The 13,880-nt window shown below is 32.9% G+C and carries 12 protein-coding genes; 8 read left to right on the top strand and 4 right to left on the bottom strand.

The genetic code is table 11. The annotated features are described in order from the left end of the window. Positions 1 to 2: 2 nt before the first annotated feature. The 5 genes from trpC (at position 3) to leuS (ending at position 6,701) form a co-directional block, all read left to right on the top strand. Positions 3 to 788 (top strand): indole-3-glycerol phosphate synthase TrpC, encoded by a 786-nt coding sequence (gene trpC, locus DW006_RS05980; RefSeq protein WP_117999472.1) that lies wholly within the window; start codon positions 3 to 5, stop codon positions 786 to 788. Further along, complete coding sequence (gene trpB / locus DW006_RS05985) at positions 781 to 1,965, top strand: tryptophan synthase subunit beta (RefSeq protein ID WP_117999473.1); 1,185 nt, start codon at positions 781 to 783, stop codon at positions 1,963 to 1,965. Before trpC ends, trpB begins: the two co-directional genes overlap by 8 nt. Next, positions 1,958 to 2,728: a tryptophan synthase subunit alpha gene (gene trpA / locus DW006_RS05990; RefSeq protein ID WP_117999474.1), complete on the top strand. Its 771-nt coding sequence runs from the start codon at positions 1,958 to 1,960 to the stop codon at positions 2,726 to 2,728. Before trpB ends, trpA begins: the two co-directional genes overlap by 8 nt. A gap of 120 nt (positions 2,729 to 2,848) precedes the next feature. Beyond that, entirely contained in the window at positions 2,849 to 4,171 is a 1,323-nt protein-coding gene (locus tag DW006_RS05995) for an immunoglobulin-like domain-containing protein (protein ID WP_117999475.1), read from the top strand. Between the two features lie 115 nt (positions 4,172 to 4,286). Beyond that, complete coding sequence (gene leuS / locus DW006_RS06000; RefSeq protein ID WP_117999476.1) at positions 4,287 to 6,701, top strand: leucine--tRNA ligase; 2,415 nt, start codon at positions 4,287 to 4,289, stop codon at positions 6,699 to 6,701. A 65-nt stretch (positions 6,702 to 6,766) separates the two neighbouring features. Here the strand turns inward: leuS and DW006_RS06005 are convergent, their stop codons facing one another. From DW006_RS06005 to DW006_RS06015, 3 genes are all read right to left on the bottom strand, one after another. Beyond that, positions 6,767 to 7,057, bottom strand: a complete 291-nt coding sequence (locus DW006_RS06005) for a hypothetical protein (protein ID WP_117999477.1) — start codon at positions 7,055 to 7,057, stop codon at positions 6,767 to 6,769. Between the two features lie 105 nt (positions 7,058 to 7,162). Continuing rightward, positions 7,163 to 7,528 carry a hypothetical protein gene (locus DW006_RS06010; RefSeq protein WP_117999478.1) on the bottom strand — a complete coding sequence of 122 codons (366 nt, stop codon included), beginning with the start codon at positions 7,526 to 7,528 and terminating at the stop codon, positions 7,163 to 7,165. Positions 7,529 to 7,723: 195 nt separating this feature from the next. Continuing rightward, positions 7,724 to 7,978 (bottom strand): chorion class high-cysteine HCB protein 13, encoded by a 255-nt coding sequence (locus tag DW006_RS06015; RefSeq protein WP_117999479.1) that lies wholly within the window; start codon positions 7,976 to 7,978, stop codon positions 7,724 to 7,726. Positions 7,979 to 8,254: 276 nt separating this feature from the next. Here DW006_RS06015 and DW006_RS06020 point away from each other — a divergent pair, with 276 nt between their 5' ends. From DW006_RS06020 to DW006_RS06030, 3 genes are all read left to right on the top strand, one after another. Continuing rightward, entirely contained in the window at positions 8,255 to 9,178 is a 924-nt protein-coding gene (locus DW006_RS06020) for a S8 family peptidase (protein WP_117999480.1), read from the top strand. Between the two features lie 325 nt (positions 9,179 to 9,503). Further along, positions 9,504 to 10,715: an NADP-dependent isocitrate dehydrogenase gene (locus DW006_RS06025; protein WP_117999481.1), complete on the top strand. Its 1,212-nt coding sequence runs from the start codon at positions 9,504 to 9,506 to the stop codon at positions 10,713 to 10,715. A 111-nt stretch (positions 10,716 to 10,826) separates the two neighbouring features. Next, positions 10,827 to 12,560 carry an ABC transporter ATP-binding protein gene (locus DW006_RS06030; RefSeq protein ID WP_117999482.1) on the top strand — a complete coding sequence of 578 codons (1,734 nt, stop codon included), beginning with the start codon at positions 10,827 to 10,829 and terminating at the stop codon, positions 12,558 to 12,560. A 251-nt stretch (positions 12,561 to 12,811) separates the two neighbouring features. On the opposite strand, the gene arcC is transcribed toward DW006_RS06030, so the two are convergent. Further along, positions 12,812 to 13,744, bottom strand: a complete 933-nt coding sequence (arcC, locus tag DW006_RS06035) for a carbamate kinase (protein ID WP_117999483.1) — start codon at positions 13,742 to 13,744, stop codon at positions 12,812 to 12,814. Positions 13,745 to 13,880 lie beyond the last annotated feature (136 nt).

Consider the following 13,880-nt stretch of genomic DNA (forward strand, 5'->3'; position numbering starts at 1 on the left):
ATATGATTTTAGATAAACTAGCACAATCAACAAGAAAAAGAGTTGAATTGGAAAAAAAGAACATTCCTTTAGAAGTTGTAAAAGAGAAGGCTTTGAATATGCCAAAAGAGAATTTTGAGTTTGAAAAAGCTCTAGCAAAGAAAGGTATTAACTTTATTTGTGAAGTAAAAAAAGCCTCACCATCAAAAGGAATTATTGCTGAGGATTTTCTTTATGTGAAAATAGCAAAGGAATATGAGAAGGCAGGAGCAAGTTGCATTTCAGTTCTAACAGAGCCTGAATATTTTAAAGGGGATAAAAAGTTTTTAAAAGAAATAAGCGAAAATGTTTCAATACCGTTAATTAGAAAAGATTTTGTTATTGATGAGTATATGATATATGACGGAAAAATTCATGGTGCATCTGCTGTACTTTTAATTTGTTCATTGCTTGATGAAGATACAATAAGAAAGTACATACAAATTTGCGACATCCTTGGTATGTCAGCATTAGTAGAAGCCCATGACCAGGAAGAAATTGAAAAAGCAATAAAAAGTGGCTCAAGAATAATCGGTGTAAATAATAGAGATTTGAAAACTTTTACAGTGGATATAGGAAACAGCGAAAGATTAAGAAAGCTTGTGCCAGATGATATTTTATTTGTTGCTGAAAGTGGTATTAAAAGCAACGTAGAAATTGAGAGATTAAAAAAAGCTAACGTAAATGGTGTGCTTATTGGAGAAACATTTATGAAAGCTGAAAATAAAAAACAAATGTTACAACAATTAAAAGGAGAAGACAATGAGTAAAGGAAGATTTGGTATACATGGTGGACAGTATGTTCCGGAAACATTAATGACAGCGGTAAATGAAGTTGAAGAAGCTTACAATCATTACAAAAATGATTCGGAGTTTAATAAGGAATTAACAGACCTTTTAAATAATTATGCAGGCAGACCTTCATTATTATATTATGCAGAAAAAATGACAAAGGATTTAGGTGGTGCAAAAATCTATTTAAAGAGAGAAGATTTAAACCATACAGGTTCTCATAAAATTAATAATGTTTTAGGTCAGGTTTTACTTGCAAAGAAAATGGGTAAAACAAGAGTTATTGCAGAAACAGGAGCAGGTCAGCATGGTGTGGCAACAGCAACAGCCGCAGCACTTATGGATATGGAATGTGAAATCTATATGGGAAAAGAAGACTGTGAACGTCAGGCTTTAAATGTGTTTAGAATGGAACTTTTAGGTGCTAAAGTTCATCCTGTTACAAGTGGAACAATGACATTAAAAGATGCAGTAAACGAGGCTATGAGGGAATGGACAAATAGAATGGACGATACATTATATGTATTAGGTTCAGTTATGGGGCCGCATCCTTTCCCAACAATTGTTAGAGATTTCCAGAGCGTTATTAGTAAGGAGATTAAAGAACAGATTATGGAAGTAGAAGGTAGACTTCCTGATGCAGTTATTGCCTGTGTAGGTGGTGGCTCAAATGCCATGGGTGCATTTTATAATTTTATTGAAGATAAAGATGTTGCATTAATTGGATGTGAAGCAGCCGGACTTGGTGTAGATAATCCTAAAAATGCCGCAACTATAGCAAATGGTACAGAAGGAATTTTCCATGGAATGAAATCTTTATTCTGTCAAAATGATGATGGACAGATTGCACCTGTTTATTCAATTTCAGCAGGACTTGATTATCCGGGAATTGGACCAGAACATGCAAATTTACATGATACAGGAAGAGCAAAATATGTTCCAATTACTGATGTGGAAGCAGTTGGGGCTTTTGAATATTTATCAAGAACGGAAGGTATAATTCCAGCAATTGAAAGTTCACATGCCATTGCTTATGCAATGAAGTATGCAAAGACACTTGATAAGGATAAAATTATTGTAGTAAATGTTTCAGGACGTGGTGACAAGGACGTAGCAGCAATAGCAAGATATAGAGGAGTACAGATTTATGAGTAAAGTAAGTGATGCATTTAAGAATGGAAAAGCTTTCATAGCTTTTGTGACAGGAGGAGATCCTGATTTAGAAATAACACAAAAATTAATTATAGAAATGGAAAAGAATGGAGCAGATATCATCGAAGTTGGAATTCCATTTTCTGATCCAATAGCAGAAGGACCTGTAATTCAGGAAGCAGATTTAAGGGCATTACAGGGTGGATGTACAACAGATAAATTGTTTGATGCCATAAAGGAAATAAAAGAGCAGGTAAATATACCTTTAGTATTTATGACATATGTAAACGTAATTTATCGTTATGGAACAGAAAAGTTTATGGCAAGATGTGTTGAATGTGGAATTTCAGGTGTTATCGTACCTGACTGCCCATACGAAGAAAGAGATGAGTTAGCACCTTTCTGTAAGGAAGCAGGCATTGACTTAATACCACTTATTGCTCCAACTTCAGAAGAAAGAATTACAAAAATCGCAAAAACAGCAGAAGGTTTTGTATATGTTGTATCATCTCTTGGGGTTACAGGTATTAGAAAGAATATTACAACAGATTTAGGAGCAATGACTAAACTTGTAAAAGAAGCAACAGATGTACCTTGTGCAATTGGATTTGGTATTGCCAAGCCTGAGCAGGCAAAAAATGTTTGCCAGTATGCTGATGGAGCAATTGTGGGAAGTGCCATTGTAAAAATTGTTGCAGAATATGGAAAAGAAAGTGTTCCTTATGTTGGAGAATATGTTAAGAGCATGAAGGATGCAATAAGATAGAAACAATAAAAACAATATAATGAAAGTCACCTTGAAAAATGCTTACAATGTTGTATAATAAATTAGTATGCATAGACTCAAGGTGGCTTTTTGCGTATAAAAATAAAATGGAGTACGAAATTGGATATTAAAAAGATTGTCAAAGAAAAAAGATTTAAGAATACAGTTATTACTCTTCTTGAAATTTTAATTGTTGCAGGTATTATTTTTGGTGGTCTTATGTTTATTCAAAATAAGGTTACGTCAGAGGCTGACAAAGCAAGTAAACTTTCAGGAAAAGGTGTAGAAGAAGAAACAGAAAATAAAAAGACAGCTTTTTCAGATAGGTATTATATAGAAGTAAATAAGAAACTTAAGGCAGTAATTGTTTATCAGTATTCAAAGGATAAGAAAACAAAAGTGGCAGTTAAGTCTTTTAGATGCTCAGTTGGAAAGAGTCTTCCTAATGGAAATTTTAGAATTAAGTCCAAATATACATGGCTTAATAAATACAGTGGTTGGCACAAATATAATTCATATTTAGATAAGAATGTATGGATTCAGTCACCATCATACTCAGGTAAGGAAGATTACAAACTGGTCAAATCATCTTATAGGAGCATTGGAAAAAAGAAAGCTTCAGGAAAGAATATTGTTTTAACAGCAAATGACGCTAATTGGATATTTGAAAATTGTAAGAAAAACACATTGGTATCAGTAAAAAAAGGCAAGAAAAAAGATACATTGCCTATAGATTTTTCACCGGTTGTAAAAGTATCCGGAAAATGTGGCTGGGATCCTACAGATCCAAGTGAGAACAATCCTTACAAGAAGATAAAAAACGGTACTGTTGTTAAAGGTTCTCAAACAGTTACTGTTGAAAAAGGACATCAGTTTAATTATTACTGTAATTTAATAGCCTTTGGAACAAAGGGTAAAGATATTACCGGAAGATTGAAACATAATACAGTAGATACTTCAGCAGTTGGAAATTATGCTGTGAAATATAAATACAAGTCAAAAGACGGTAAGAAGTACAGCATTTCACAGAAAGTACAGGTGGTAGATACTACACCACCTGTAGTAAGTTGTAGTAAACAGGTATTTACATTAGAAGTAAAAAGTAAAAGTCCAAATGATATTAATACAAAGAAGAATGTTCAAAAAATCATAGACATGGTTAAGGCTACAGTAACCTGTAATGAACCTGCAAGTGAAATAAAAGTATATACACTTGAAAAGGAACAGCTTCGAGAAAGCGAAAAAACACCTGTTGTTGTTAAGGCAAAAGATCTTGCAGGAAATGTTGGCTCATGTCAGGTGCTTTGTGAAATAAAAGTAAAAGAAGATACAGTAAAGAAGAATTTCAAAGTCAATAAGAAATTAGAACAACAGAGAAAAAAGAAAGCAGGTATTGAGCCTGAAACAACCAAAAATAAAAAGAAGTCATCTAAGAAGAAATAATTTATATTTATGATTTTTAGGGACTGTTTATTGAAATTATAAAAGGTAATTATTTAAAGTGCTTATAAGCGCAATTAAGTTTAATTTACATATAAATCTAGGAGGAAAATAAGTTATGGCAACACCTTATAATCATAAGGAAATTGAGAAAAAATGGCGTCATAATTGGGATGTAAATCCTATTAACGCTGACAAAACAAAACCAAAGTATTATTGTCTTGACATGTTCCCATATCCATCAGGATCAGGACTTCATGTAGGACACTGGAGAGGATATGTTATTAGTGATGTTTGGAGTAGATATAAGATGCTTCATGGATATCATATTATTCATCCAATGGGCTGGGATGCATTCGGTTTACCAGCTGAAAACTATGCTATCAAAATGAAAACACACCCATCAATTTCAACAGCAGCAAATATTAAGAATATCAAAAGACAGATTAATGAAATCGCTGCACTTTATGATTGGGACATGGAAGTAAACACAACTGATCCTAACTTCTACAAGTGGACACAGTGGATTTTCGTTCAGATGTTCAAAAAAGGACTTGCTTATCAGAAGCAGATGCCAATTAACTGGTGTCCTTCATGTAAAACAGGTCTTGCAAACGAAGAAGTTGTAAACGGCTGCTGTGAAAGATGTGGAGCAGAAGTTACAAAGAAGAATTTAAATCAGTGGATGTTAAAGATTACAGCATATGCTGACAGATTATTAGCAGATTTAGATAAGCTTGACTGGCCTGAAAAAGTTAAAAAAATGCAGAGTGACTGGATTGGTAAGTCATATGGTGCAGAGGTTGACTTTAAGGTTGAAAATACAGAAGATGTTATTACAGTTTATACAACAAGACCAGATACTCTTCATGGGGCAACATTTATGGTTTTAGCACCTGAACATGAAAAAGCATTAGGACTTGCTACACCTGAACAGAAGGCTGCTGTGGAAGAATACATTCAGATGGCAGCAAACAAGTCATCAGTAGACAGACTTCAGGGAAAAGAAAAAACAGGTGTATTTACAGGTAGTTATGCAATCAACCCACTTAATGGAGCAAAGGTTCCAATCTGGCTTTCAGATTATGTATTAGCTGATTACGGAACAGGTGCCATTATGTGTGTACCTGCACATGATGACAGAGACTTTGAATTCGCAAAGAAATTTGATATACCAATTATTCAGGTTATTGCGAAAGATGGAAAAGAAATTGAAAACATGACAGAAGCTTACACAGAGGCTGTTGGTACTATGATTAATTCAGGCGAATGGAATGGCATGGAATCATCAGTTCTTAAGAAGGAAGCTCCTCACATTATTGAAGAAAAGGGCTTTGGTAGAGCAACTGTTAATTACAAATTACGTGACTGGGTATTCTCAAGACAGAGATATTGGGGGGAACCAATTCCAATTATTCATTGTCCTGACTGTGGACCTGTACCGGTACCTGAAGATCAGTTACCATTATTATTACCTGATGTTGAATCTTATGAGCCAACAGGTACAGGTGAATCACCACTTGCAGCAATTGATGAATGGGTAAATACAACATGTCCATGTTGTGGTAAGCCTGCAAAACGTGAAACAAACACAATGCCTCAGTGGGCAGGTTCATCATGGTATTTCTTAAGATATGTAGATAACAAAAATGATAAAGAACTTGTTTCAAAGCAGAAGGCTCATGATAATTTACCTGTAGATATGTACATCGGTGGTGTTGAGCATGCAGTTCTTCATTTATTATATTCAAGATTCTACACAAAATTCTTATATGATATAGGTGTAGTTGATTTTGAAGAGCCATTTAAGAAGTTATTTAACCAGGGTATGATTACCGGTGAAAATGGTATCAAGATGAGTAAGTCAAAAGGTAACGTTGTTTCACCTGATGATTTAGTAAGAGATTACGGTTGTGACTCATTAAGACTTTATGAAATGTTCGTAGGACCACCTGAACTTGATTCTGAATGGGATGAAAGAGGTATTGATGGTGTTTATAGATTTATCACAAAATTCTGGAAATTAGCAACTGACAGCATTGAAAAAGATGTTAAGGCTACAAAGGAAATGATAAAGATTCGTCACCAGATGGTTCACACTATTACCAAACGTCTTGAAGACTTTAGTTTAAATACTGTTGTTTCAGGATTCATGGAATATAATAATAAGTTAAATGAAATTGCAAAGAGAGAAGGTGGAGTTGATAAAGAAACTATTCAGACATTTACAACTCTTATTGCTCCATTTGCACCTCACATAGCTGAAGAACTTTGGGAGAAACTTGGAAATACAGGTAGCGTATTTGAAAATAACTCATGGCCTGAAGCTGACCAGGAATTAATGAAAGATGATGAAATCAAGATTCCTGTTCAGATTAACGGTAAGACAAAAGAAGTTATTGAAGTACCTGCGGATATTTCAAAAGAAGATGCAATTGCTGCCGGAAAAGAAGCTATTGCAGACAAGATTAACGGAAACATTGTAAAAGAAATCTATGTTCCAGGAAGAATCATTAACTTAGTAGTAAAATAAAATAACAGTGGCAATTAAATCGGTTGTTATTTTGAAAACTATATATTATAAAAGAGAGAAAGCCTTTAGTGCTTTCTCTTTTTACTTAAAGAATTTACAATTTGTTTTACCATATCAACCCGTTTGATTTCTTCAGGAGACATATCTTCTTTTAATACATTAAGAATCAATTCGGTTTCGGCATTTGTGAAATTAATGCCTTGTTTTCCAGCCATGTTAGATTGTCTGATAAAATATGTAAACATATCCTTAGGCTCCATACCTTTTGCACCTTCGATAATATTAGTAAGAACTTCCAGACGTTCTTTTGATATGCCCTCTAACACAGGATCATCCATCCATTTGTTGTTGCTCATAAAAACTCCTTAAATTTATTATTTATTTTTATTCTTTAAATAGTATTCAGCTTTATATTGAAAAATACCATTATAATATTATTAATTGTAAAATTACTAATTTAATTAAGTTGAACTTGAAAAGTCATCCATAGTTTGGAAAATATCTGCCGTATCCATATCTTTAAACATATCCATCATTTCCATCATGGATTTAATATTTTCCATAGATTCTTTTGTATCCTCATCCATAAACTCCATAATATCACTTAGCATGTTTTCGGTAGATTTACTATGATTTTCATTCATTGTGGTTATTGCTATATTGGAATTAATAAAGGAGGCATTTTCCAATTCTTTAAATTTTATCATTATTCCAAGAAGATTACTTATAGGACCGTCAATGTAAGGAATTACAGCCTTCATAAGCTGCATGGTTTCGTTAGTGACCATACAATCAAATTTTGTTTGTTTATACCTGTTTTTGCACATAAGACTGTAACTCCTTTTGGTTTATTGAAACATAATTATATTAGTAAATTTTATGCCATATAATTAACAAAGATTAATCAATGGCAGCAATTATTATAAGCAAAGTAAAAAAATTGCCGTTATATAAATTTAGACTGTTTAATGATTTGTTTAACAGGCAAAATAAATCATATTCGTAATAATCACTATTATTAACTAACAGCCACAACCGCAACCATTACCGCCGTTTCCACCAAAGAAATTTCCGTTTCCACAACCACAACAGCTAAATAAAATAAATAACCAGATTATGCTTGAACAGCAGTCATTTCCGCCGAAGAAACCATTGTTTCCACAGCCATTACCGCATCCACCGCAGAATAAGAGAATAAGAATAAGGAAAAGGCAGTTGTTGTTTCCTCCATCATTACCGCATCCGCATCCACAGTTTGTTGCTGCTAAATCACTCATGTTAAATCTCCTAAAATTTTTACTTACACTAAATAATATGACCTAATGCCTGTCATGTTTACAAAAAAATCAAAAAATTATTGGTGTTATATTTAATATGATTGTGATGTTATAGCTCCTAAATAGTTATTACAGATATTGTTACAAAATGATAATTCATAATTGTGAGAGTGTGGGTGCGATGAACTTTGGGAAAGGCAATATCCATAGACAATTAAAATGTAGACGCATATATTAAATTAGAAATAAATAGAAAAAAATAATCTAGGATTTAAAATGAATATTGTTAGGAATAAATTAAAAATAAATATAATACATGAAAAGAAAATTATGGGCGAAGATATTGTTGTAGCAATTTTGGATAGTGGAATTGCTGGTCATCCTGATTTTGAAAATAGAATTGTTCTATTTAAAGATTTTACAAAGGAAAGAAGTTTTGATGAAATAGCAGAAAACAAAGTGTATGATGATGAAGGTCATGGAACTCATGTGGCAGGAATAATTGGTGGCAATGGTAATTTGTCAAAAGGTGTGTTCAAAGGTATTGCTCCAAAATCAAATTTAGTATCTTTAAAAGTATTAGACAAAACAGGTAGAGGAATAGAAGAAAATGTAATTGATGGTATACATTGGATTATTGACAATGGGAAAAGTTATGGCATAAAAATTGTTAACATTTCTTTTGGTACTTTGGGTAATGAAAAGGATGAAAACAAAAGACTGCTAAAAGAAGTGGAACTTTTATGGGATTTAGGTTATATAGTAGTGGCTGCTGCAGGTAATAACGGGCCGGGACCAAGTTCAATTTCCACGCCTGGAGATTGTGGCAAAATTATAACTGTAGGTGCAGAAAATGATAATGTACAGATGAAAGTTAATGGAAAAATTATTTACAACTATTCAGGGCGCGGTCCTACAAAACAATGTATAGTAAAACCTGATATTGTAGCACCGGCAAACAATATTATTAGTTGTTGTAATTTGTGGAGAAAAAAATATTTGTATGTGAAGAAAAGTGGCACATCAATGGCTACACCAATTGTTACGGGCATTATAGCTTTAATGTTAAATTACAATAATAATCTTACAAATACGGAATGTAAAAAAATCCTAAAAAGCAGTGCAACGGATATGTTTATGGACAGAAACAGACAGGGGGCAGGTCTTGTTAATGTATGTGAAATTTTTAAAATAATATAGGGAAAAATAAGCCTAATTTATTATGCAATAGCGTAAAGGGAATGTATGGAGATTCTTTATTAGTTACTAAAACAAGTGTAACAATTAAAAAATTGAAGTCTAAAAAGAAATATTACTTCAGAGTAAAAGCTTATAAAAAGTATGGAAGTAGAAAAGTTCTTTCAAAAAAATGGAGTAATGTTAAGAGGGTAAAAATAAAATAAGATTCTTTGCGACAGATAATGTTTTGTTTAAAGGATTACTGTGAAGTCTCTTTGACTTTACATTCTTGTTGAATTTAGATATAATCTACAAAGATACTACAGTAGATTTAGGAGGACTTATGATGGAAAAAATTAAAATGACTACTCCATTAGTAGAAATGGATGGAGACGAAATGACAAGAATTCTTTGGAAAATGATTAAAGATGAGTTATTGTTACCATTCGTAGATTTAAAGACAGAGTATTATGATTTAGGTTTAAAGTACAGAAATGAAACTAATGATCAGGTTACTTTTGATTCAGCAGAAGCTACAAAGAAATACGGAGTAGCTGTTAAATGTGCAACTATTACACCAAATGCAGCAAGAATGCCTGAATACAATTTAAAGGAAATGTGGAAGAGTCCTAACGGAACTATCAGAGCTATTTTAGATGGTACAGTTTTCAGAGCACCAATTATTGTAAAAGGTATTGAACCTTATGTAAAGAATTGGACAAAGCCAATTACTATTGCACGTCATGCATACGGTGATGTTTATAAGGGTGTTGAAATGAAAATCCCAGCTGCCGGAAAAGCAGAACTTGTATACACAAATGAAGCAGGAGAAGAAACAAGAGAATTAATTCATAACTTTGAAACACCTGGTATTATTCAGGGTATGCACAATATTAATGAATCAATTGAAAGCTTTGCAAGAAGTTGTTTTAATTTTGCCCTTGATACAAAACAGGATTTATGGTTTGCTACAAAAGATACTATTTCAAAGAAGTATGACCATACATTCAAGGATATATTTAATGATATTTTTGAAGCTGAATATAAAGAAAAATTTGATGCTGCAGGAATCGAATATTTCTATACACTTATCGATGATGCAGTAGCACGTGTTATGAGATCAGAAGGTGGATATATTTGGGCTTGTAAGAACTATGATGGTGACGTTATGTCAGACATGGTTGCTACAGCATTTGGTTCACTTTCAATGATGACATCTGTACTTGCTTCACCAAAGGGATACTACGAATATGAAGCTGCTCATGGTACAGTTCAGAGACATTACTACAAATACTTAAAGGGAGAAGAAACATCAACAAACCCTATTGCAACAATTTTTGCATGGTCAGGTGCTCTTAGAAAGAGAGGCGAAATTGATAATCTTCCTGAACTTATGGAATTTGCAGACAAACTTGAAAAAGCTTGTATCGACACAATCGAAAATGGTGAAATGACAGGTGACTTATATTTAATTTCAACATTAGAAAACAAGAAGAAATTAAATACAGAAGAATTTATTTTAGCAATTAGAAAAACATTAGAATCATTAATGGACTAATTATACATAATAAATAAAGTAAAAGAACTCCTTTGCCGTATAAATTAATTTTATATGACAAAGGAGTTTAATTGCGTTTCGCAATATAAAAATATTTTAGAGGAAAATATTATGAAAGAAAATCTTAAGAAAATGATTAGCTACTATAAACCGTACAAAAGAGTGTTTTTTGCAGATACTTTTTTTGCAATTATAGCATCTATAGTAGCTCTGATAATACCTTTGGTAGTTAGATATATTACTTCAACAGTTGTGCATATGAACCCACAACAGGCATTTAAGCAAATTTTGTACATTGCAATAGCTGTTTTTGTATTAATAATAATTCAAATTTACTGTAATTATTTTATATCAAATTATGGGCATGTAATGGGGGCAAAAATAGAATATGACATGAGAGCAGAAATTTTTGCACATTTTCAGAAAATGCCTTTTTCATTCTTTGATGACCAAAAAGTAGGTCAGCTAATGTCCAGAATCACATCTGACTTATTTGACATAACAGAATTACTACATCATGGACCTGAAAACGTAACTATTTCAGTAATAAAAATTATTGGTGCTTTATGTATTTTATTAAGTATCGATAAAAAACTTGCATTAGCTGCATTTGCTTTAGTTCCATTTATGATTGTCTATGCATATTTCTTTAATAAGAAAATGAAGCAAACATTTAGAATCAACAGAAAGAAAATAGCAGCCATTAACGAGCAGATAGAAGATAATTTGTCAGGTATCAGAGTTGTAAAATCTTTTGCCAACGAACAGCTTGAAAATGAAAAATTCGAAATTGGTAACAAGGCTTTCTTAGAGGCGAAGAAAAACAACTATAAATACATGGGTGGTTATAATGCCGGTCTAATTGGTTTTAATACCATGATTAACTTGGTGGTTATAGTTGCAGGTGGCATTATGTTTACAAAAAATATGGTTAATGTAACTGATTTTGTAACCTTCCTTCTTTATATAAATATTTTTACTGATCCTGTTAAAACATTGATTGATTTTACAGAGCAGTTCCAAAATGGATATTCCGGCTATGAAAGATTCAGACAGATTCTGGATATGGAACCTGAAATTAAAGATAAAGAGGGGGCTAAGGAACTGACAAATGTTGTAGGGAATATTAAATTTGATGATGTATCTTTTAGATATAATGATAATGATCATAGAGTTTTAAAGCACATTAATCTTGAAATTCCGGCAGGCTCCTATATTGCCTTAGTAGGTTCGTCAGGTGCAGGCAAAACAACACTGTGTAATCTTATACCGAGATTTTATGATGTAACAAAAGGAAGTATATCTATTGATGATGAAGATATAAGAAATGTGAAATTAAAATCTCTTAGAAACAATATTGGTATGGTACAACAGGATGTTTACCTTTTTGCCGGTACAATTTATGAAAATATTAAATATGGTAAGCCTACGGCAACAAAAGAAGAAGTAATTGCTGCTGCAAAAGAGGCAAATGCATACGACTTTATAATGTCACTGCCAAATGGTTTCGACACAGACATTGGACAACGAGGTATTAAACTTTCAGGTGGTCAAAAACAGAGATTATCAATAGCAAGAGTATTTCTTAAAAATCCACCAATTCTAATTTTTGATGAGGCAACATCAGCCCTTGATAACGAAAGTGAAAAAGTAGTTCAGGAGTCAATGGAGAAACTTGCAAAGAACAGAACAACTCTTGTAATTGCCCATAGACTATCAACTATTAGAAATGCTGAAAAAATCCTTGTTCTAACCGAAAATGGTATAGAAGAGCAGGGAACTCATAATGAACTAATAAATAAAAAAGGCATATATTACGATTTGTACAACATGACAGAAGTATAAGAAGTATAAAATAATAAAGTGTTTTTTAGGGCCTTCTAGTAAATAAAAGTGGTCATTCACAAATTAACGAAAGCACGCTCCCGCTGCCAAACGCTGGTAGTGGTTCTATCAAGCCAGCTACGCTGCCTTAATGAACCAACCGCGTTAGAGCACTTTCTTTTCAATTTGTGAATGACCACTTTTAAGCTTCTATAGAACAAAAAATACTCTCGTTACAAAATAGTAATGAGAGTATTTTTTGTTCTATGAATTTATTTGATTATTGTACCAATTTTTCCACGAATACCTTCTTTAGCTTTTGAAAGATTTGTGATAATTGCTTCACGTCCTTTACCGGCCTGAACAAATGATAATGACGCATCAATCTTAGGAAGTGAAGTTACAGGATCAAAATAGCCTTCTTCAATTAATTTCTCTGCATCAGAAGCAGTAAGTTCTTTTAATTCTTCTGTGTGACCGTCTTTTTCAATTGTAAGATAGTCGCTTGATGTAAGAATCATAAGAGTAGAAGCGTCTAACATGTCTGCAAGTTTTGCTGCTGTGTAATCTTTTTCAATGATACCGCTGGCGCCCTTTAAACCTGTACGCTGCTGTAAAACAGGGATACCGCCGCCACCTGCTGCTATAACTAACTGGTGAGCATCAACTAAAGCCTTAATGGCATCAATTTCGTAAATATCAATTGGCTTTGGACTTGCAATAATTCTTCTGTAGCCGTCTTCGCCTTCTTCATATTCAACGTAGTTTCCTTTTTTCTTTTCGTTATCAGCTTCTTCCTTAGTCATTAAACGACCAATAACTTTTGAAGGTGCATTAAATGCCTTGTCAAAAGGATCAACTCTAACCTGTGTAATAATTGTACTTACAGGTTTGTAAATGCCACGTGATAATAATTCTGTACGAATGGCATTCTGTAAATCAAAACCAATATATCCCTGACTCATAGCACCACAAATTGACATTGGTGCAACAGTTCTGTTTTCGTCAAGTCTTGAATATTCAGTCATGGCTGTCTGAATCATTCCTACCTGTGGTCCGTTACTATGAGTGATGATCACTTCATATTTTTCTTCAACTAAATCTGCAATAGCTTTTGCAGCGGCTTTAACTCTTTCCTGCTGCTTTGGAAATGACTCGCTAAATGCGTTTCTTCCAAGGGCAACAACTACTTTTTTGTTATCCATAATACTGTCTCCTTATCCGTTAAAATCAATATATATAGTATAAGATAAAATCACTTAAAATACAATAAAAGACATTAATTTAACAGGATTAAAAGATAAAATTATCATGTTTTAGAGGCATATTTAGCTTATGAAT

The sequence above is a fragment of the Eubacterium sp. AF36-5BH genome (assembly GCF_003460505.1).
Taxonomy (GTDB): domain Bacteria; phylum Bacillota; class Clostridia; order Lachnospirales; family Lachnospiraceae; genus Eubacterium_G.

What these genes read in the sequence shown, in the direction of transcription:
- DW006_RS06025 (WP_117999481.1), top strand. Translation starts at nt 9,504, where the DNA reads ATGGAAAAAATTAAAATGACTACTCCATTAGTAGAAATGGATGGAGAC.
- arcC (WP_117999483.1), bottom strand. Translation starts at nt 13,744, where the DNA reads ATGGATAACAAAAAAGTAGTTGTTGCCCTTGGAAGAAACGCATTTAGC.
- trpB (WP_117999473.1), top strand. Translation starts at nt 781, where the DNA reads ATGAGTAAAGGAAGATTTGGTATACATGGTGGACAGTATGTTCCGGAA.
- leuS (WP_117999476.1), top strand. Translation starts at nt 4,287, where the DNA reads ATGGCAACACCTTATAATCATAAGGAAATTGAGAAAAAATGGCGTCAT.
- trpC (WP_117999472.1), top strand. Translation starts at nt 3, where the DNA reads ATGATTTTAGATAAACTAGCACAATCAACAAGAAAAAGAGTTGAATTG.
- trpA (WP_117999474.1), top strand. Translation starts at nt 1,958, where the DNA reads ATGAGTAAAGTAAGTGATGCATTTAAGAATGGAAAAGCTTTCATAGCT.
- DW006_RS06020 (WP_117999480.1), top strand. Translation starts at nt 8,255, where the DNA reads ATGAATATTGTTAGGAATAAATTAAAAATAAATATAATACATGAAAAG.
- DW006_RS06030 (WP_117999482.1), top strand. Translation starts at nt 10,827, where the DNA reads ATGAAAGAAAATCTTAAGAAAATGATTAGCTACTATAAACCGTACAAA.
- DW006_RS06010 (WP_117999478.1), bottom strand. Translation starts at nt 7,528, where the DNA reads ATGTGCAAAAACAGGTATAAACAAACAAAATTTGATTGTATGGTCACT.
- DW006_RS06005 (WP_117999477.1), bottom strand. Translation starts at nt 7,057, where the DNA reads ATGAGCAACAACAAATGGATGGATGATCCTGTGTTAGAGGGCATATCA.
- DW006_RS06015 (WP_117999479.1), bottom strand. Translation starts at nt 7,978, where the DNA reads ATGAGTGATTTAGCAGCAACAAACTGTGGATGCGGATGCGGTAATGAT.